The 20,154-nt window shown below is 66.6% G+C and carries 10 protein-coding genes; 2 read left to right on the top strand and 8 right to left on the bottom strand.

Features of this window, described 5'->3' with window-relative positions:
- Positions 1-57: 57 nt before the first annotated feature.
- Positions 58-6,621: a hypothetical protein gene (locus GGR25_RS21755; RefSeq protein WP_183400996.1), complete on the bottom strand. Its 6,564-nt coding sequence runs from the start codon at positions 6,619-6,621 to the stop codon at positions 58-60.
- Positions 6,622-6,769: 148 nt separating this feature from the next.
- Positions 6,770-9,163 carry a glycosyltransferase family 2 protein gene (locus GGR25_RS21760; protein WP_183400997.1) on the bottom strand — a complete coding sequence of 798 codons (2,394 nt, stop codon included), beginning with the start codon at positions 9,161-9,163 and terminating at the stop codon, positions 6,770-6,772.
- Positions 9,164-9,777: 614 nt separating this feature from the next.
- Here GGR25_RS21760 and GGR25_RS21765 point away from each other — a divergent pair.
- A complete protein-coding gene (locus GGR25_RS21765) occupies positions 9,778-10,749 on the top strand; it encodes a tetratricopeptide repeat protein (RefSeq protein WP_183400998.1) in 972 nt (323 codons plus the stop codon).
- A 284-nt stretch (positions 10,750-11,033) separates the two neighbouring features.
- On the opposite strand, the gene GGR25_RS21770 is transcribed toward GGR25_RS21765, so the two are convergent.
- The gene (locus GGR25_RS21770) at positions 11,034-12,179 is read right to left on the bottom strand and encodes an NAD(P)/FAD-dependent oxidoreductase (protein ID WP_183400999.1); all 1,146 of its coding nucleotides are present in this window, start codon (positions 12,177-12,179) and stop codon (positions 11,034-11,036) included.
- 115 nt (positions 12,180-12,294) lie between these two features.
- Complete coding sequence (locus GGR25_RS21775) at positions 12,295-12,960, bottom strand: peroxiredoxin (RefSeq protein WP_183401000.1); 666 nt, start codon at positions 12,958-12,960, stop codon at positions 12,295-12,297.
- 298 nt (positions 12,961-13,258) lie between these two features.
- On the opposite strand from GGR25_RS21775, the gene GGR25_RS21780 reads away from it, so the two are divergent.
- A complete protein-coding gene (locus tag GGR25_RS21780) occupies positions 13,259-14,812 on the top strand; it encodes an AfsR/SARP family transcriptional regulator (RefSeq protein WP_246410176.1) in 1,554 nt (517 codons plus the stop codon).
- Positions 14,813-14,869: 57 nt separating this feature from the next.
- Here GGR25_RS21780 and GGR25_RS21785 read toward each other — a convergent pair whose 3' ends face one another.
- From GGR25_RS21785 to GGR25_RS21800, 4 genes are all read right to left on the bottom strand, one after another.
- Positions 14,870-15,130 (bottom strand): hypothetical protein, encoded by a 261-nt coding sequence (locus tag GGR25_RS21785; RefSeq protein WP_183401002.1) that lies wholly within the window; start codon positions 15,128-15,130, stop codon positions 14,870-14,872.
- A 495-nt stretch (positions 15,131-15,625) separates the two neighbouring features.
- Complete coding sequence (gene xth / locus GGR25_RS21790) at positions 15,626-16,429, bottom strand: exodeoxyribonuclease III (RefSeq protein ID WP_183401003.1); 804 nt, start codon at positions 16,427-16,429, stop codon at positions 15,626-15,628.
- A 264-nt stretch (positions 16,430-16,693) separates the two neighbouring features.
- Positions 16,694-17,344: a LolA family protein gene (locus GGR25_RS21795; RefSeq protein WP_183401004.1), complete on the bottom strand. Its 651-nt coding sequence runs from the start codon at positions 17,342-17,344 to the stop codon at positions 16,694-16,696.
- A 245-nt stretch (positions 17,345-17,589) separates the two neighbouring features.
- Positions 17,590-20,139, bottom strand: a complete 2,550-nt coding sequence (locus GGR25_RS21800; protein WP_183401306.1) for an FtsK/SpoIIIE family DNA translocase — start codon at positions 20,137-20,139, stop codon at positions 17,590-17,592.
- Positions 20,140-20,154 lie beyond the last annotated feature (15 nt).

Here is a 20,154-nt window from a genome sequence, read left to right on the forward strand (position 1 = left end):
CGGTCTTGATGGAGGCGCCGGCATGATCTGCCGGCGCCGCTTGGTTTCAGAGGCGCGTCAGAAGTCGATGCTGAACTTCGCGCCGAGCGTCTGTGCCGTCGTCGTGCTACCGAAGGCGCCCTGGTAGTTGATGCGCACCACCATGCCGTTGCCCGGCATGAGGTCGGCACCGGCGCCGACCTTCCACAGAACCTGGTCCATCGTCGCGCTGACGGTGAAGGGATCGGTGATGGTGTCGGCGGCGAAGGACCCGACCAGCTTGGCCTCGTCGTTCGAATAGACCGTCACGCCGCCACGCACATAGGGCCGCAGCAGGAAGTCGTTCGCCAGCGCCACCTGCCCGCCGAACTCGACGGCCGGGGTGGCGCTGTAGACGGTTTGGCTCGACCCGTCGATGCTCACCGCCGTGATGCCGCCCGTTTCCGTGAACGCACTCTGGTTCGAATAGACGGCGTCGAAATCGATCTGCGGCTTGGCGTAGAGGTTCGCCGACTGCAGCGTATAGGCGGCACGCAGCCTTGCATCGAGCACGCCGAGATTGGACGTGCCGGACAGGTTGTCGTTGATCGTGCCGAAGGAGACCGTGCGGTTGGCGTCATAGGCGCCGTAGCTGCCCGAGAGAGACGCTGCGAGCAGCAGCGGCCCGGGCACGTATTTGATGACCGCGCCGCCGTTGAAGGCATTGATGCTGCTCGATCCGCCCTGATTGTCGCGGATATTGCCGCTGGTCGCGCCGAGCGCGAAGCCGACGCGCCAGTCGCTCGCGGTGGCGAACTGGGCGCCGCCTGCGAAGTTCCACGTGTCGCTGTCATAGCCGACATTGCTCGCCGTGGCGTCCTGCTGAAGGTTGCGATAATCGCCCCTCAGCCAGAAGCACTGGCCTTCGGCACCGAAGTAATTGGCGCCGCCCTCGACCTTGCAGCTCATCAGGCTGTCGGAGAAGTCGGAGATGCCGATCGTCGCGGCCTGCTCATTGGCGAGGTAGATGTTCGGCGACATCTGGTTGAGCGCCACGTTCACCGCGCCGAGCAAATTGAGATTCACCAGGTTCTGGGCGATCGGGTAGAGCGCGCTGGTATTGTTGATGCTGCGGTTCAGATAGGCGCCGATCGGAATGCCGTTCCCGGTCACGCCCGCGGGCGCGAAGTTGAAGCCGTCGATGACGAGCGTGGCGCTGTCCGAGCCTTGCCCGTAGTCGATGGAGCTGATCACCACTGGGTTGTAATAGGAGAGGCTCTTCTCCGTGACGCCCTCGCCGGTCGTCAGGAAGGTGTAGCGCTGCGCGCCGGCCTTGAAGTTCTCGAAGTTGACGCCGAGCGTGCCGGCGAGGCTTGCCGAGCCGCTGACATTGACGACGTCCGAGAGGCTGTTCGCCATGTCGACGTCGATCGCCAGCGTGCCGAGCGGCGTGTTCACCAGCGATCCGGTGAAGGCCGTGGTCGCCACCGTGCCCTTGCCGCCGATGGAGAGCGTGCCGCTATTGGTCAGGACGCCGGCGGTCCCGATATCGACCGTGTTGCCCATGTCGAACAGCGCGCCGCTGGCGTTGTTGAACGTGTTGTCCCAGTTGGCCAGGTCGACATTGCCGATGATCGTGCCGTAGTTGGTGATCGCCGTCGTCGTGTAGATCTGGTCGACATCGCTCGCCTGGATGGCAAGGGCGTTGATGCCGGCCGTGTTCTGGATCGTGCCGTAATTGGTGAGCGTGTTGGCCGCGCCGATGTCGAAGCTGACACCTGCGCCGCCGGCGCCGCCCTGGACCGTCCCGCCACTGATCGTGACGCCGAGATTGCCGTAACCGCCGACCTCAATGCCGCTGACGGCGCCCCAGATGTTGCCATTCGTGGCGACGGAGACAGCAGCCTGCGACGAGGTGGCGTGGATGCCGTCGCCGCCCCAGGCGGTGATGTCGCCGGTATGAACGACCGATACGGACTGGTCGTCGCTCTGGTTGCTGGCGACGATGCCGTCGGCGCCCGCGACGATGTTGCCGCTGCTGATCACGCTCACGCCGGCGCGGGCGGACGATGCCCTGATGCCTGCGCCGGTCGTGGAGGTGACGTTGCCGGTCTGCGTTACGGAGACGCCTTCCGCGTCGCTCTCATTGCTGGCCGCGATGCCGTCCAGATAGGCCGTGATGGCGCCGGAGTTCACGACAGAGACGAGCCCGGTCGGCGAGATGGCGGCGATGCCGCGACCGGACAGGGCGTCGATGCTCCCGCCGGAATGCGCGATGGTCACGGCGCCGCCGCCGAGATTGGACGCGCTGATGCCGTCGATCTGGGCCAGGATTGTCCCGACGCTCGCAACCGAGATCATGCCCGAAAGCGAGGACGCCGTGATGCCGGAGCCGGCGTCGGAGGTGATCGATCCGTTCTGGGAGACCGATATCGATCCGTTGGCCCGCGTCGATGCGTTGATGCCGTCGAAATAGGCCGCCAGGGCGCCACTCGCCGTGACCGACACGTCGCCGCCGAAGGACGACGCCGAGATGGCGGTTCCGCCCTCTGCAGTCACACCATCATTCGCCGTGACGCTGACGGCGGCGGTGTCGCTGCCATTGTTGGCATAGATGCCGTCGAGCTTCGCGGAGACGGCGCCATCAGCGACCACCGTGACGGACCCGTTCGACGACGTCGCGACGATGCCGGTGCCGACGTCAGCGAGAACGGTTCCCGTCTGCGATACGGAAACGGCACCCGAACCCGAATTCGTCGCCGAGATGCCGGCCGCGCCCTCGAGCGCACCGATGGAGGTGATCGTGACGTCGCCGCCGATCGCGCTCGCGACGAGCGCCGTGCCGTTCTCGGCATAGACGTCGCCCGTCTGCGTGATGGTGACGCTCGTGGCAGTGCCGAGCGTCGCGGCCTGGATGCCGTCATTGGCGGCGCCGATCGCGCCGACATTGGTCACGCTGACGGCGCCGAGCGACGATGTCGCGATGATGCCGCTGCTGCCCCAGGAGGCGATGTCGCCCGAGCGGTTGACCGTGACCGCGCCGGCGCTGGTATTGAAGGCGTAGATGCCGGCCTGCTGCGCGGCGATGTCACCCGAACCGGTGACGCTCACCGTGCCGGACGGCGCGCTGGCATAGATGCCGTAGCCACTGAGCGAGACGAGATCGCCGGTCTGGTTGACCGAGGTCGAGGCGCTGTTGGCGAGGGCGTAGACGGCGGTGTCCTGCGCGAGGATGTCGCCCGTCCCGAGGACGCTGACATTGCCGTTGGGAGAATGGGCATTGATGCCGTAGCGGCCGGCAATGATCGTGCCGGACTGGTCGACGGTCACCGGGCTCGAAGACGTGTTGCTGGCGTTGATGCCATCCTCGGCGGCAGCGATCGTGCCGACATTGGTCACGCTGACGGCACCGAGTGCCGAGGTCGCGATGATGCCGCTGCTGCCCCAGGAAATGATGTCGCCGGTGCGGTCGACCGTGATGGCGCTGGCGCTGTTGTTCGAGACCGAGATGCCCGCCTCCTGCGCGGCGATGTCGCCGGTGCCGGTGACGCTCGCCGTGCCGTTGGGCGCGCTGACATAGATGCCGTAGCCGCCGAGCGAGACGAGATCGCCGGTCTGATTGACCGAGGCGGACGCGCTGTTGGCGAGAGCGTAGACGGCGGTGTCCTGCGAGGCGACGTCACCCGTGCCGAGCACGCTGACATTGCCGCTGGGCGAGTGGGCATAGATGCCGTAGCCGCCGGCGAAGATGGCGCCCGACTGATCAATAGTAACGGCGCTCGACGATGTGTTGCTGGCGTTGATACCGTCGTCGGCGGCGATGATCGTGCCGGCATTGGTCACGCTGATGGCGCCGAGTGATGCTTTGGCGACGATGCCGCTGCCGTCGAAGGACGTGATGTCGCCGGTGCGATCGACTGTCACCTTGCCCATGCTGGTCGCATAGACGCCCGTCTCGAGCGACGTGATGTCGCCGGAGCCGGTGACGGTGGTCGTGCTGGCCGGCGCGCTGGCATAGATGCCGTAGCCATCGATCGAGGTGATGTCGCCGGACTGATGGACGCTGACCGTCGCGCTGTCGGCGACAGCGTAGACGCCGGTATCCTGCGCGGTGATATCGCCGGTGCCGAGCACATTGACGGCCCCTTGCGGCGAAGTGGCGTAGATGCCGTAGCCGCCGGCAAGGATGGAGCCGGACTGGTCGACCGTCACGGCATTCGCGGAGCCGTTGACGGCATAGATGCCGTCCTTCGCGACGTCGATCGTGCCGTCATTCGTGACGCTGACGGCGCCGAGGGTCGCGGTCGCGACGATGCCGCTGCCGTTCTGGGAATAGATTTCGCCGGAGCGGTCGACCGTGGCGGAGCCCGTGCCGAGGGTCGTAGCCATGATGGCGGTGTCGCCCGACGCCACCCTGCCGGAGCCCGTCACGGAGACGCCGCCCCATGGGGTGCTCGCATAGATACCGTAGCCGCCGAACGAGACGATTTCGCCGGACTGGTTGACCGAGACGTTGCCGCCATCGGCCAGCGCATAGACGGCGGTGTCGCCCGACAGGATGTTGCCGGTCCCGAGCACGTTCACCGAGCCATTGGTCGAATAGGCGTAGATGCCGTGGTCGAGGGCGATGATGGAACCGGACTGATCGACCGTCACGGGGCTGGCGGACTGGTTGGTCGCCGAGATGCCGTCGTCGGCGGCGATGATCGAGCCGGAATTGGTCACGCTGACCGCGCCGATCGACGAGACGGCGATGATGCCGCTTCCGCTCTGGGAATTGATATCGCCGGAGCGATCGACCGTTGCGGTCCCGTAGCTTGCCGCATAGAGCGCCGTCTGCTGCGCGGCGATCGAGCCGGAACCGGTCACGGACACCGTGCTGAAGGGCGAGCTGGCATAGATGCCGTAGCCGCCGGACGAGACGATGTCGCCAGTCTGGTTCACCGAGGTGGCGGCGCCATCGGCGAGCGCATAGACACCCGTATTGCCGGACTGGATGTCGCCCGTGCCGAGCACGCTGACGGAGCCGTTGGTCGAATAGGCATAGATGCCATAGCCGCCGGCCGTGATCGAGCCGGACTGGTCCACGGTGACGGCGCGATCTGACGTGTTCTGGGCCTGGATGCCGTCGCCGGCAGCGATGATCGCACCGGAATTGGTGACGCTGACGATGCCGCGCGAGGCCAGCGCGACGATGCCGCTGCCGCTCAGGGAGGTGATGTCGCCGGAGCGATCGACGGTCGCGGGGGTGTAGTTGCCCGTGCTGTCGACATAGACGCCGGTCTTCTCGGACAGGATCGATCCCGACCCCGTCACGCTGGCGGCGCCGTCCGGCGCATAGACATAAATGCCGTTGCCCGCGTGCGAAACGATGTCGCCGGTCTGGTTCACCGTGGCGCTGCTGCTGTCCGCCAGGGCGTAGACGCCGGTGTCATAGGCGTCGATGTCGCCGGTGCTGACGACATTGACCGTGCCGTTGGAGGAATGGGCGTAGATGCCCATCCCGCCCGAGGAGAAAATCTCGCCGGTCTGGTCGACCGTCAGGCTGCTGGTCGATGTGTTCTCGGCAGAGATACCGGTGTAGCCCGAGCGGATCGTGCCGTCATTGGTGACGGATACCGCGCCATTGGCGGCGGAGGCGAAGATGCCGTAGCCGCTCGTCGCGTCGATGTCGCCGGTATGGTCGACCGACACCAGGCTGCCGTCGCTCGAGGTCGCGTAGATGCCGTTCGTGGCGGCCCGGATGTCGCCGTTGACGGTGACCGAGACGTCGCCGGTCGGCCCGACGCTGCCGGACGAGGCAGCGTAGACACCGTTCGCCGTCGTCGAGGTGATGTTGCCGGTGTGGTCGACCGTGACGTCGCCGGAGCCGTGGCTCTCGAGGTGGATCGCGTTAAGGCCCGCGACGAAATCGCCACGGCTCGTCTCCGAGACGTCGCCCTGACCCCAGAGATAGATGGCGTGGGCGTCCTCGGCCGTAATGTCGCCGCGCTGCACGAGCGTGACGTCGCCGCTCTCGTGGCTCACCAGACCGATACCGTCGGTCTTCACGTCGATATCGCCGACGACGACCGCCGCGATCGCGCCATTGGTGTCGGCATTGATGCCGGCGCCGCCGGAAGAGGTGAGGTCGCCGAGCTGGCGGATGTCGATGGCGCCGCTGTCGGTGCCATGCAGGCGGATGGTGTCGAGCGCGGCATCGATGTCGCCGCGATTGTTCAGCGTGATGGTGCCGCCGGTCTCGACATTGATGCCCGAGCCATCCTGCGAGGTGATGTCGCCGCGGTTGCGGATGGCGACGGCCCCCGTGCCGAAGCTCTTGGCCGAGATGCCGTCGGCGCCGAGCCCGCTGACCGCGATCGCGTGGGTTCCGAGCTGGCTGTTGATGGTGATCGCGCCATTGGTCTCGAAGCTGATGCCGTCGACCCCGGGGGCAGGGGTAATGTCGGTGTTGAGGAAGCCGATATTGAGCGCGGTGATCGGATCGGTCAGCGAGACGCCGGACGACACGTTGCCGCCGCAGAACACCGTGGTGCCGAAGACGAAACAGGCCGCCCAGGCCTGGCCGCCCGGCATCAGCACGGCGGTGCTGAGCGCGGCGCCGGCGAGGAGGGCCTTTCGTCCGAACCGGGAAGGACGGTTCGGACGCGCAAGGTGCGTCATTGCGCGGCGCCTGGCCGGTGCTCTGTGCTGCGAGTTCAAGACTGGTTCCCCCGAACGCCCCGGACGTCGATCCCTGTGGCTTCCACAGCGACCCCGCCCATTTCCAACCATTCCCGGCTCACGCCGGACTTCAAATTCTCGACGCCGCTCATCGCGTGTCCCCGCTCGTGGTCAGCGCCATGCCGGACACGCGTTCCAGATCGCCGGACGCGGGCATATCCGTCCCGGACGCATCGGCCGCGCCTGAGGCGAGGACAGCAGGCTTGCCCGCGATCGACGTCATGAAGGCCCCGATCATCGACGCTTGGACGGGCGTTGCGGCTGCCAGCGACGCGCGCGCCGCGCCGATCGGTTCCGCGACGGCGAATCCGCCCTGGTGCAGGGCGCCAGTGGCGTCGGCGTTCTTCGACGGGCTGCTCGCGCCGAACTGCAGCGGCGTGGCGACGAAGATGGCGGCCAGCAGCCCCGCGCCGACGAGCCGGCCAGGCCTTGCGGCAAAGGGTGCGAACGAGGCCTCGCGAAGCCGTGCCATGGCGTCGGCGAGGCGCGTGCGCATGCCGAGCGCAAGGTCGGACACGCCATTGCGGAAGCCGATGAAGCGATGCAGGCCGTAGAAGTACAGCGTTACGTTGGCGGCCGGGATGATGGTGCCGAGATATTCGCGCGAGAGCAGTCCCTGCACGACATAGACCGTCATCAGCGCCAGCATGAAGCTGTTGAAGAGGAAGGCATAGGGGGGCACGAAGGTGCGGTTGGCGACCTTGGGCGTGCGCGAGAAGCTGCCCTTGCGGCCCGTCACGATCTGGCGGATCGACGCAGCAATGCCGGCGAAGCTCACTGGCAGCAGCATCAGATTGAGCGCGCAGACGGCGAAGAGGTCGCGGATGCGATAGCCGAGCCGCTTCAGGTCGGTCCCGTAGAGCAGGAAATACGGGAGCATGACGAAGGGCGTCCAGATCAGGGCGCGCCCGTCGCGGCTCGCCCAGACCATCAGCGTGAAGACGGCCGCGTTGCCGATCAGCGGCGAGAGAAGATAGTGCGAGCGCAGCGTCAGCTCGGGCAGCCGGCGGAGGCGTCCCCGTGAGCCGAGATACTGCTTCAGCAGCATCGGGAAGATGATCAGCCCGCCATTGCTCCAGCGCTTGCGCTGGATGGCGAGGGCGCCAAAATCGCCGGGCGTCGCGCTGTAGGCGAGCGGCGCGAAGAAATTGTGCACCGACCAGCCCGCATGCAGCAGATCCACGGTCGAGCCCGTGTCCTCGATCACGGTGTCGTCCTGGATGAAGACCGCGCAAGATTTGCCGTTCTCGACCTGCTCGCGCCGGATGTCCTCGAGGGCCGCGAAGCGGATCAGGGCATTGGCGCCCACCCAATAGGAAGCGTTGTAGAAGGTCGCGCCCTGGTGGACGAGGTACTGGATGTCGGTGGTCGCACCGGCGATCCGCTCCACCGTTTCCTTGCTGTCCGGGAAGGCCAGATAGGGGGTCTGCGCGACGCCGAGGCGGTCCTCGGTCTCGAGGACATGCGCGAGCTGGAGGATATAGTCGCCGCGGATGACGCTGTCGGCGTCGAGCGTCAGGACATAATCCGAGCCCGGGATGAACAGGCCGTCGGCACCCTCTGGCGCCTGCTCGATGACGCGCCGGCCCGCCGTCGTGCGCACGACATGGGACGCGCCCATCAGCCCGATATAGGCGTTGAGGTTCATCGCCTTGTTGGGTGCATGCGAGAGATTGGCGAAGGTCTTGCGCTGGAACGAACTGATGTCGTCGCAGAACAGCGTCGCCAGCTTGGCATATTCCCGGTCGAGATCATCGACGGTCAGCGCGCGCGCGGCGATCTTCGTCGCTTCATGCTCGTAGCGGCGGCGAAGATCACGCAGGATCCGCTCGACGAAGAATCGGTCGACATGCGCGAATTCCGGGGTGGCATCGGCCTCGAAGAAGCGGGCGCGCTCCTCGAGCCAGTCGGCGGCACGGCGATAGTTCAGAGCCAACCGCCGCGCCTCGTCGGGGAGCGAGATCGCGCCCATCTCCGATCGCAGCCGCCACGCATCCTGCTCGGTGCGGAACGCCGCGATCGGCTTCGCGATCATCTCGCGTACTTCGGCGACGGCACCGAGGCTGGTCGCGATCGACTCGCGGTCGGATGGCGGGTCGTCGACCAGAAGGACGATGCGGCGATTGGCGTAGCGGGCGAGCGCCGCCGACAGCATCGTCATGACGATGACGCGGCGCTCCTCCCGGTAGGACGGGATCAGGATCGCGACCGTGGGGGCGTCGGGCGCGAAGAGATACTCGACCTCGGCATCCGAGAACAGGCGATGGCGGGCAGCGCGGCGGGCGGAGCCGAAGCGGCTGAGCTGATAGGCGGTGCAGCAATAGAACAGGCCGATGAGCAGGCCGTAATAGAGCACCCGGTCGCTGACCTGCATGGTGACGTTGAAATGCAGATGCAGCCCCAGCGCCGTGAAGCAGGTGACGGAGACGAGCAGAAGCACCAGCACCCGGCTGGTCTCGCCGGGCACCATGCGTCTGATCATGTTCGAGGCCGCTTGTGCGGGAGAGTTCATTCGGAGACACCGCAAGGCGCACCGCGAGGGCTGCCCTGAGACCGTCAGGCCGACATGCGCGAGACGCGCTGCCGAGCCGCACGGGAAGAAGACGCTGGAATAAGCGGTCGTGGCGAAGGCCGCTCGGTGGCGCGCTGCTAGCGGCTGAGGGGGGCCGGCGGCCTAGGCGTCGATTGCCTGCCGCGTCGCGGTGTCGCACGGCGCGATATCGGCGCCGTCCATGCCATTGCGTTCATCGTCTTGCCCCCATCGTGAACCCGAGACAAGGCCGCACAAACAGCCGATCACGCGGACTTTCGTTCGCGACATTCGGATGACAACAGCTTGATCTTGCCGGGTTTTGGCCCATCAGAACGATATCCGGCATGGGATACACGCGCAACGACACCGCCCGGCCGGAGCGGGGATGCGGTCAAATTTCGCCATGCTTCCGCGTGGCCTGCTGAGGCACTGTGGCGATAAGGTCACGACGTCGACCCGTGACCTTTGATATCCCGAAACCCGGCGCCGCGTATGGCGACGCAGACGCCCGGCCTGCCAATATGGTCGGGCCCGATCCGGGGCACGAGGGGAGACGTCGGTCCATGCAATCGCGCAGCACAGAGCATCCCGACATCTGGCATCGCCATGCGGTCCGCCGCGGCCTCGGCGCGGCCATGCTGGCCGCGATCATCCAGTTCGGGGGCGGCGCCCTGGCGCTGGCAGGGCCGAATGAAGCCGGCGACAAGGCACTCGCGGCTGGCGATTGCTTCCATGCCCTTGCCTATTACCGGATGGCGGCGGACAAGAACGACGCCTGGGGCCAGCTCAATGTCGGCAAGCTCTATGAGGCGGGAAACTGCGTCAAGCAGGACTATAAGGAAGCGGCCAAATGGTACAAATGGTCGGCCGGCAAGAATAACAGTTGGGCCCAATACAGCCTCGGCCTTCTCTACGAGTCGGGCAAGGGCGTGCCGCAGGACGACAAGAAGGCGGCGGAGCTGTTTGCAAAATCCGCGGCGCAGGACAATCCCTGGGGTGTCTACAGCCTGGCTCGCGTGCTCGAGGCCGGCAAGGGCGTCGCAGCGGATCCGGTCGCGAGCCTGAAGGACTATGAGAAGGCGGCCGAGCTCGGCAATGCCTGGGCGCAGTATACGCTCGGCGATAAGTATTTCGAGGGCAAGTCGGTCCCGAAGGACATCAAGAAAGCCGCCCAATTCTACCAGAAGGCTGCCGATCAGGGTAATGCGTGGAGCCAGTTCAAGCTCGCGCAGATGTATCTCTCAGGGCAGGGCGTGAAGAAGAACGCCAAGACGGCCGCTACCCTGCTCAAGGCATCGGCTGACCAGGGCAATGCGCTGGCCCAGGCGAGCTATGCCTCGCTGCTGGAGAGCGGCAATGGCGTGAAGGCGAGCCGCAAGGAGGCGCTGCGCTACTACCAGCTCGCCGCCGCTCAGCCCGGCGCCCCCGCCTATGTAAAGGCCCGGATCAAGGCACTCGGCGCTCCGGCGCCGAAGCAGCAGGAACAGGCCAAGGCCCCAGCGCCAACGCCGGCTGCCGCTCCGGCAGCGCAGTAAAGGCTCCATGTCGGCGGGCCACGCCCCGTCTCGGCGCCGACGCCACGTCGCATATCGCGGCGGCGCCGACCGGGGCGTTCGCCGACGACAATCGCCGTATGATGGACGCCTCGGCCAGCCTCATCGACGTGTGGATCGACGAGGCGGAGCGCCGGTGCTGGTCCCTGTTCGAGGCGAACCGGCGCCCCGCTGAGGCAGGAAGATGTATGGCGCCGGCCTGATTTCCGGCGCCGCGCGTCTGCGGCAGCCTTCCCCTGCTGAGCCCGCGCAATTCTCGATTTCGTTCAGCCGAGACCGAACCAGCGCGCGCGCCGGCTGGAGCCGAAGAATTCCTTGTCCTTCCGAAGGTCGACCGAGGGTTCGTAATAGTTTCCGGTCGGGGTCGGGCCGGAGAAGAAGTCGACCTCGACCTTGCCGATGCGCCCCGCGCCGAACTCGATGTAACAGGTGCCGAAGCCATTATAGGGCACGACGTCGCCGCTCTCGCGCAGCCGCGCGATCAGCGCGCTGGCGACGGCCCGGGCCGCTCCTTCAGCGAAGACGCCCGCCTTGGGCGTGCCGGTATTGGCACCGTCGCCGACCGCATAGACGTTCTCGTATTTCGTCTCGAGGGTGCGGGGATTGACCGGGATCCAGCCATTTTCCGACATGCCGCTTTCGAGGACGACGGGTGGCACGCGATGCTTGGGAACGCCGAGGAACAGGTCGAACGGCATTTCGCGTCCATCGTCGAGCGTTGCGACATTGCGATCATTGTCGATCGAGGCGACGCGCCGGCCGCCGACGAAGTCGATATTGCGTTCCGCGAAGGCGGCCATGAGCGCGCGCGACGTTTCGGGCGACGGGGGAACCGGCGTGCCGAGCGGCAGGACGAGCGTGATCTCGCACGCCTCGCGCACGCCGCGCTTCACGAGATAGTCATGCAGCATCAGGGCACATTCGCTCGGCGCGGGCGGGCACTTGTAGGGCGCGCCACACACGCCGATGAGCGCCTTGCCGCCGGTGAAGGTCGGCAGCACGCCGCGGAGCCGTTCCGCGCCCGGGACCGAATAGAACTCCGTGGTTCCCGAAAGTCCGGGCGTCGCGTTGAAATCATATTCGGCCCCCAGCGCGACCACGAGATAGTCGGCGTCGAAAACGCCGTCATCCGTGGTGACGCGACGCCGCTCGGGATCGATGCCCGTGATGGTGCGCTTCAGGAGGCGCACGCCGGGCTTCGCATAGTGGCTGTAGGGCAGACGGACAGATTCGGGTTCCCGGTGGCCGAACATCACGTCGAGCTTGGAAAACCCGAAGACGAAGGCGTCGCCCTTGTCGATGAGCGTCACGTCGATGCTGTCGCCCAAGGCTTCGGAAAGAAGTGTGGTGAGCTCCAGACCGCCGAATCCGGCGCCAAGGACAACGATGCGGGGCTTGCTTGCGGTAGTCATGACTGTCTCTCCATTCCTTGGATGTGCGGATCGTTTGCCCGGGCCATCTGGTCCCGGGCGGCGTATGGAAGAGAGGCGGCGAGGGCGCAGTCGCGCGTCCTCGCCGCATTTGGCGTCAGGTCAGCACGGGCTGCGGCACGATGCGGATATAGGGCTTCGGCTCCTTCCAGCCCTGCGGATAGAGCCTGCGCGCCTCCTCGTTGGAGACGGAGCCCGCAATGATGACGTCGTCGCCGGGCTGCCAGTTGACGGGCGTCGCGAGGCGATGCTTGGCGGTAAGCTGGAGACTGTCAATGACGCGGAGGACTTCGTCGAAGTTCCGGCCGGTTGTCATCGGATAGGCGATCATCAGCTTGATCTTCTTGTCCGGCCCGATGATGTAGACGGTGCGCACGGTCTGGTTGTCCGCCGCCGTCCTGCCATCCGAGCTGTCGCCGGCCGCTGCTGGCAGCATGTCGTAGAGCTGCGAGATCGCCAGCGAGGGGTCGCCGATCATCGGAAAGTTGGGAGCGACCCCCTGCGTCTCGCCGATATCGGCGGCCCAGCCGGCGTGTCTTTCGACCGGATCGACGGAGAGGCCGATGACCTTGACCCCGCGCTTGTCGAATTCGGGCTTGAGGCGCGCCATGTAGCCGAGCTCCGTCGTGCAGACCGGCGTGAAATCCTTGGGATGGGAGAAGATGATCCCCCAGTCCTTTCCGAGCCATTCGTGAAAGGAGATCCGGCCCTCGGTGGTATCGGCTGTGAAATCGGGGGCGATATCGTTGATTCGAAGCGTCATTGGCGTGTCCCTTCCAACCGGAAATTCGATTGCATGGGCACGATAGGAAACCTATGTTCCGCCATCGTTCCTCGGCGAACGCCACTTGGTGAAGGCCGCTCTTTGGCGGCCTTGTGCCGCGTGGCAGCCCTCATGCGACGGTGCCGGCTTGCGTGTCTCGATCAGTCTGCTCGGTCGTTTCGAAGTCGCCCTTGACGGTCGTCCGGTTCCCGCCGCGGAATGGCGTCGCGATCGTGCCGCCGCGCTGGTGAAGCTACTCGCTATTTCGCCGGCTCATCGCATCCATCGCGAGCAGGCAATGGCCATCTTCTGGCCCGACCTCGACACGGAGGCGGCCGGAGCGAATTTGCGCAAGTCCATTCACTTCGCGCGTCGCGCCCTCGGCGTGCACGACCTCATCCAGCTCAGCAACGACGTCGTCGCGCTCGCGCCGGGCGAGGATCTGGAGATCGACACGGAGCTGTTCGAGGCTGCTCAAAAGGTTGCGCTCGGCAGCAAGGAACCCGGCGCGCATGAACGCGCGGCCGATCTCTATACCGGTTCGCTCCTCCCCGACGATCCCTATGCCGAATGGCTCAACGGTCCGCGCAGCCGCCTGCAGCAGCTCTATGCCGAGTTGCTGCGGGCCGGGTCGCTCTGGCAGCGCCTGATCGTGCTCGATCCGACGGACGAGCAGGCCCAATGCGCGCTGATGCAGGCGGCGCTCGATGCCGGCAATCGCGGTGAAGCGATCCGCCAGTTCAATCAGCTTCGCGCCAATCTGCGTGCAGAGCTCGGCGTCGGCCCGAGCGCGGCGGCGATCGCGCTCTATGAGAGGGCGCTGGCGCTGGCGGGCGCCGAGCCCGAAAGTCCGTCGGACCAGATCCGTGCCTCGCTCGCCTGGGGACTGGTCCACCTTCAGAGCGGCGCGTTCGACAAGGCCGGCGAGATCGCGCGCCAGACCCGCGATCTGGCGCTCGGTGCGGGCCTCGCGCGCGAGGTCGGCGAGGCGAGCGCGCTGCTCGGGCTCGCCGCGAAGATGCAGGATCGGTGGCGCGAACTGTTCCGTTCCGAATTCATCGAATGGGTTCGCGCCAAGCCGACCTTCGTCCAGCAGGTCTTCGACGGTCATCTCTGTCTTTCGGAATTCTGCCTGTGCAGCCCGTCGGGCCACGGCTATGTCGCCGAGCAGGCGCGCGAACTGCGCGCTGTCGCCGTCGACGCCGGCTCGACCGCCGGCGCGGCACTCGCCAGCCTGCTGCTCGGAGAGGCGGCTCTCTTTTCGGGCGAGCTCGATCAGGCGGAGCAGTTTCTGGAGGAGGCCGAGCGCCTGCTTCGGGAGGCGGATGCCGTTGCCGGCCGTGTCCTCGCCCTCGAAAGGCTGGCCGAGATCGCGTTGGAGCGGGGTCAGAACTGGCGCGCCAATCGCCTGATCCAGCGGGGCCTTGCGGAGGCCGAGCGATCCTGGCTGTCGCCGCATCTCGTGATGCGGATGCAGGCCCTTGTCGTGCGCGCCGCCCCGACGCCCGAAAAGGCCGCGGAAGCCATCCTTGCCGGCGACCGGCTGCTGACGAACGGTGCTTGTCAGCCCTGCTCCATGGCGCTGCGCACCGCGTCGGTGATCGCCCTGGCCGAGGCCGGTGAACTCGACGATGTCGATCGTCGCCTGAGCGAGGCCGAACGGATCGCGGGCATGTGGCATGGAGGGCCGTGGGTCGCCGCGCTCTGGGAGGCGAGAGGCGTCCAACGGCGCGCGCAGAACAAGGAAGTCAGGGCATTGGCGGCCTTCGACGAGGCGGCGTCGCGTTTCGAGGAGCTCGGTCGCCCGCGCGATCAGGCCCGCTGTCTGGCGCGCATGGAGACGCCGAACTGATCTGGCGCTGGACGTGGACTTCTGACCGGAATCCGCCTTCTCCGCGCCTCGCCGTGGTCAGATCTCGACGTCGTCCCAGGGAAGGTCGGCCTCGTCGATCGGGTCGCGCTCGAATATGATCGAACCGTGCCGGTCGTCGTCGACCTCGATCACGCGCGCATACATCCCAAGCTCGGACGCCGAGTTGGCAAGATGCGTCGCCATCCTCAGCGCGTCGTCGTGCGATTCGAACCGGGCAACGGCGACACCGTCGTGGCTGATCATCGAACGGCCTTCGAAGCCGTCAAACTCGACATAATAATCTGCCGACTCGAGCACGCACGCCTCCCCGCTGCAACGATCGAATCTAGGCTGAGTCGGCCAGGCCCTCTGTGCCCATAAGGCAACAGCGCTTATCCGATCCTTGCATCATCGCATGGTTGCGGCAGCCCGTCGGGTCTTGCTCTCAGATTTCTCTGTGGACAATCGCCGCCGCCGGAGGGGCCCGCGTCCGAGACGCGGTCCTATTCGGACAGTTCGCAGCTGAAACGCAGTTCGAGATTGGGCGGCCGCGGCGCGGTCAGGAGGCGCTGGCCGGCGGCCCGGCATGCGGCCAGGGTACGGAAGCCTCCGACGGCCGACACAGACGAAGACACGGCGAGGCCCCTGGTCTCCTCTGTCGTGCCATAGACGATGGACAATATGACGAGCACGTACAACGTCACCCCCCGGCGATCGTTCCATCGTGGGTAAAATCCCCACGATTGGTAGTCCATTTACATGAATTTGAAATGGTCTGCCAGTGAAGACAAGCGTCGGCTCAACGCGCCTGCCTCAAGCCGCAATGCGGGCTATTACAGGGACGTGATCGGAGGGGCGCGCCCAGCCGCGGGCCTCGCGCAGAACCTCGATCCCGAGCAGGCGGCCGCGCAGCGGCGGCGTCACCCAGACATGGTCGAGCCGCCGGCCGCGATCGGAGGCGGCCCAGTCCTGCGCCCGGTAGCTCCACCAGGTGAACAGCTTCTCGTCGGACGGCACGAAATGGCGCATCGCGTCGATCCAGCCGCCGGCCTGCTGCACCGCGCCGAGCAGTTCCGTCTCGACCGGCGTGTGGCTGACGACATCCAGCAATTGCTTGTGCGACCAGACATCGTGCTCGAGCGGCGCGATGTTGAGATCGCCGACCAGGATGGCGGGCCGGTTCGTCTCCGCGCCGGTCAGCCAGGACTTCATCTCCTCGAGGAAGGCGAGCTTGTGCGCGAATTTCTCGTTGATGGCCGGATCGGGCTCGTCGCCGCCGGCCGGAACATAGAAATTGTGCAGCGTGATCGGCACGTCGCGATCGGGAAGCACGACCTGCACATGCCGGGCATCGTCCTTGCCGCAGAAGCCGCGCCGGCCCGACTCCACGAAGGGATGGCGCGAGACGGTCGCGACGCCATGATAGCCCTTCTGGCCGTGCACGACCTGATGCTTGTAGCCGAGCCGCGTGAAGGCGCCGGCGGGAAAATTCGCCTCGGCGCACTTGATCTCCTGCAAGCAGAGAATGTCGGGGTTGTGAGCTTCGAGAAACGCGGTCACGAGATCGATCCGCAGCCGGACCGAGTTGATATTCCAGGTCGCGATCGTCAGCGTCATCGAGCCATCCCCCCGTGCAATCCGCCGGGAATACGAAATTCGGGGCCGCGGGCCAAGAAGAGAAACGCCCAGCCCCGGGGGGAGGCTGGGCGTTGCGCTCGGGGCGCGTGGCGCCTGTCGGGGGGACAGGGCACCGGCGGGACTCTTGCTCGGTGAGACGGGGGGCACTACCGAGCGTCGGGGCGTCCCGCTATGCCAATAAGATTGGAACGTCGCGCGGCGAATTCAAGCGGAAGGGAGCAATCCGTCTTCACATCGCCGCGATCAGCGCAGTTTCGTGCTCGGCAGGTAGTAATCGATCTTGAAGTTCTTCGGATCGGCCGGCCGGCCGAGCTCGACATCGTAGATCGCGACCGAGGTGTCGAGGCCCTGCGCGTCGGTGACCACCCACTGGCGCAGCTCGAGGTTCTGCTTGTCGAAAATGAGCTTCAGCGAGCCGTCGCCGAGATTCGGATCCTGCGCGAGGATCAGCGAGATCAGGTCCGGCTCTTCGACCAGCTTCTGGACGATGTCGGACGAGGTCAGGTCGATCCGGTCGGCGAGGAGATAGCGCAGCGGCGTCTTCGACAGCGGATAGAGATCCTGCGTCATCATCTTGCTGTCGCGCACGGCCACCTGATTGCCGTCGCAGATCACGTCCATCTTGACCGGCGGGCTGTAGTGGAAGCGCAGCTTGCCTGGGCGCGAGATGAAGAACACGCCTTCCGACTGCTCGCCATTCGGCCCGAACTGGATGAAGCGGCCCTGCATGGTGCGGATCGAATTGAAGTAGTTGTTGATCTGCTTCAGCGTCGCCGCCTGGGTCGCGGAGAACGCCGCCTGCGCCGGTCGGGCAATGCCGGCGATGGCGAGCGCGAGGCCGGAGGCGATGAGGGCACGTCGCGTGGTGCCGGAAGCCGTGTTGCGTGCCGTCATGGCAATCCTTCGTGTCGCGAAGGCCGACCGGACGGCCGATTGCGGCCGGCCATAGTCGGCCAGGGGTCAACGTGCAGCTCCGCCGCGGGGCGGTTTGTCGGCCCGCGGACATGGTCGCCGGGAAGCGCGGGCTCCGGCCGGAAGACCAGACCGATCCGGAATTGGCGGCGGAAGCCTCTCACGCTCCCTGCCGCTGCGGAAGGGATCTAGGTGTGCTTGATGGCGATTTCGCGGCTGGCCGCCGCTCAGAACCGCCCCTCGTCCTCGCCGCCGACGAGGATTTCGCGCTTGCCGGCATGGTTGGCCGGGCCGACGAGCCCCTCCTTCTCCATGCGCTCGATCAGTGAAGCCGCGCGGTTGTAGCCGATCGAGAGCCGGCGCTGGATATAGGAGGTCGAGGCCTTGCGATCGCGCAGCACGACCGCCACCGCCTTGTCGTAGAGATCGTTCGATTCTTCGCCCGACAGCAGCGAAGCCTCGCCGCCAGCGCCGCCCTCATCGCCCTCGCCGTCATCCTCGGTGATCGCGTCGAGATAGTCGGGCTGGCCCTGCACCTTGAGATGGCGGACGACCTTCTCGACCTCCTCGTCGGAGACGAAGGGGCCGTGTACGCGCTGGATGCGGCCGCCGCCGGCCATGTAGAGCATGTCGCCCTGGCCGAGCAGCTGCTCGGCGCCCATCTCGCCGAGAATGGTGCGGCTGTCGATCTTGGAGGTGACCTGGAACGAGATGCGGGTCGGGAAGTTCGCCTTGATCGTGCCGGTGATGACGTCGACCGAGGGGCGCTGCGTCGCCATGATGACGTGGATGCCGGCGGCGCGAGCCATCTGGGCGAGACGCTGGATCGCGCCTTCGATGTCCTTGCCGGCGACCATCATCAGGTCGGCCATCTCGTCGATGATCACGACGATGTAGGGGATCGGATCGAGCGGCAGCTCCTCCTGCTCGTAGACCGCCTCGCCGGTTTCCTTGTCGAAGCCGGTCTGGATCGTGCGCGTCAGCACCTCGCCCTTCTCGCGCGCCTGGCCGACGCGGGCATTGTAGCCGTCGATGTTGCGCACGCCCACCTTCGACATCTTGCGATAGCGGTCTTCCATCTCGCGCACGGTCCATTTGAGCGCGACGACCGCCTTCTTCGGGTCGGTGACGACCGGCGTCAGCAGATGCGGGATGCCGTCATAGATCGACAGTTCCAGCATCTTGGGGTCGATCATGATCAGCCGGCAGTCGGCCGGCGTCAGCCGGTAGAGTAGCGACAGGATCATGGTGTTGATGGCGACGGACTTGCCCGAGCCCGTCGTGCCGGCGACGAGGAGATGCGGCATGCGGGCGAGATCGACGATCACCGGCTCGCCGCCGATCGTCTTGCCGAGGCTGATCGGCAGGCGCGCCTTCGACTTTTCGAAATCCTCGGCCGCCAGCATCTCGCGCAGATAGACCATCTCGCGCCGCGCATTGGGCAGCTCGATGCCGATCGCGTTCTTGCCGGGAATGACGGCGACGCGGGCGGCGATGGCGCTCATCGACCGCGCGATGTCGTCGGCAAGGCCGATGACGCGCGAGGATTTGATGCCGGGCGCAGGCTCGAGCTCATAGAGCGTCACGACAGGGCCGGGACGGACATTGATGATCTCGCCGCGAATGCCGAAATCGTCGAGCACGCCTTCGAGCACGCGCGCATTCTGTTCGAGCGCGTCGAGATTGACCCGGGCGCGCGGGTCGACGGCCTTCGGCTCGGCAAGGAAATGCAGGGTCGGAAGCTCGAATGTCTCGGGCCGGAGCAGCGAGACCTGCGCCTCCTGCGCGAGCCGCTTGCCGGGCTTGGGACGGGCGGCCGGCGCCGTGACGCGCGGCGCGGCGGCGCTGGCGCGCTCCTGCGGCAGGTCGAGCGGCTCGTCATCCTCCTCGTCATGGAGATCGTCGAACGCCGAGGCCGCGGTGCGGGCCGGGCCGCCGAGCTGCGGCTCAACGCGCTCGCCCTTGCGTGCGGTGCGGATGGCGGCGACCGGCTCCTCGGCGCGGCGCCGGCGGAAGAGTCGCGCGGCGCCGGCGCGCAGCGAATAGCCCCAATGGGCGAGCGCCCCGAGCGGAACGGCGAGGAAGCCCGTGCCCTCGTCGCTCTCGTCGGCATCGTCGTCGTTGATCGGCTGCGCCGCGCGCCTGGCGCGGTTCTGCGCCGCCTCGCGGGTGGCGGCCTGGCGCGGTTCGCGGACCGGCCGGCGCGAGGGCACGAAGCCGAGCGCATGCGCCAGCGCGAGCGCCGCGAGGCAGGCGAAGACGAGCTGTGCCGCGCGCCGCCCGGTGAAGCTGTCGGCATTCGCGAAGATGAGGCCGGGAATGCGCGCGACGAGGTCGCCGAACACGCCGCCCATGCCCGTCGGCAGCGGCCAATGCGTGGTGACAGAGAGATAGGCAACGGCGGCAGCGCCGAAGATGCCGGCCGCCAGCCAGCTGGCGAGCATCGTGTAGCGGAAGCGGCGCTTGCCGGCGAAGAAGCCACGCCATCCCCAGATGACGGCGGGCACCAGCAGGACGACGACGGCGATGCCGAAGAACTGCATCAGCAGGTCGGCAATGATCGCGCCGGGCAGTCCGAGCGCGTTGGAGACCGGCTTGGCGACGGCATAGGACAGCGAAGGGTCGTCGACGGTCCATGTGGCGAGCGCGATGGCGACGGCAGCCGTTCCGCCGATGAGCGCGGCGCCAATAAGAAGCCCGAGATGGCGCTTGATGAAGGGGCGCAATCCCTCGGAGTCGGGGCCGATCGGAAGGCTGTCGGAGCGGATCGATCGCATCGTCATGTCATGTCC

This window comes from Kaistia hirudinis (genome assembly GCF_014196455.1).
Classification (GTDB): Bacteria; Pseudomonadota; Alphaproteobacteria; order Rhizobiales; family Kaistiaceae; genus Kaistia; species Kaistia hirudinis.

Bases quoted from the DNA above. Each gene is read 5' to 3' on its own strand.
- GGR25_RS21755 (WP_183400996.1), bottom strand. From the start codon at position 6,621: ATGACGCACCTTGCGCGTCCGAACCGTCCTTCCCGGTTCGGACGAAAG.
- GGR25_RS21760 (WP_183400997.1), bottom strand. From the start codon at position 9,163: ATGATCAGACGCATGGTGCCCGGCGAGACCAGCCGGGTGCTGGTGCTT.
- GGR25_RS21765 (WP_183400998.1), top strand. From the start codon at position 9,778: ATGCAATCGCGCAGCACAGAGCATCCCGACATCTGGCATCGCCATGCG.
- GGR25_RS21770 (WP_183400999.1), bottom strand. From the start codon at position 12,179: ATGACTACCGCAAGCAAGCCCCGCATCGTTGTCCTTGGCGCCGGATTC.
- GGR25_RS21775 (WP_183401000.1), bottom strand. From the start codon at position 12,960: ATGACGCTTCGAATCAACGATATCGCCCCCGATTTCACAGCCGATACC.
- GGR25_RS21780 (WP_246410176.1), top strand. From the start codon at position 13,259: ATGGCCATCTTCTGGCCCGACCTCGACACGGAGGCGGCCGGAGCGAAT.
- xth (WP_183401003.1), bottom strand. From the start codon at position 16,429: ATGACGCTGACGATCGCGACCTGGAATATCAACTCGGTCCGGCTGCGG.
- GGR25_RS21795 (WP_183401004.1), bottom strand. From the start codon at position 17,344: ATGACGGCACGCAACACGGCTTCCGGCACCACGCGACGTGCCCTCATC.
- GGR25_RS21800 (WP_183401306.1), bottom strand. From the start codon at position 20,139: ATGCGATCGATCCGCTCCGACAGCCTTCCGATCGGCCCCGACTCCGAG.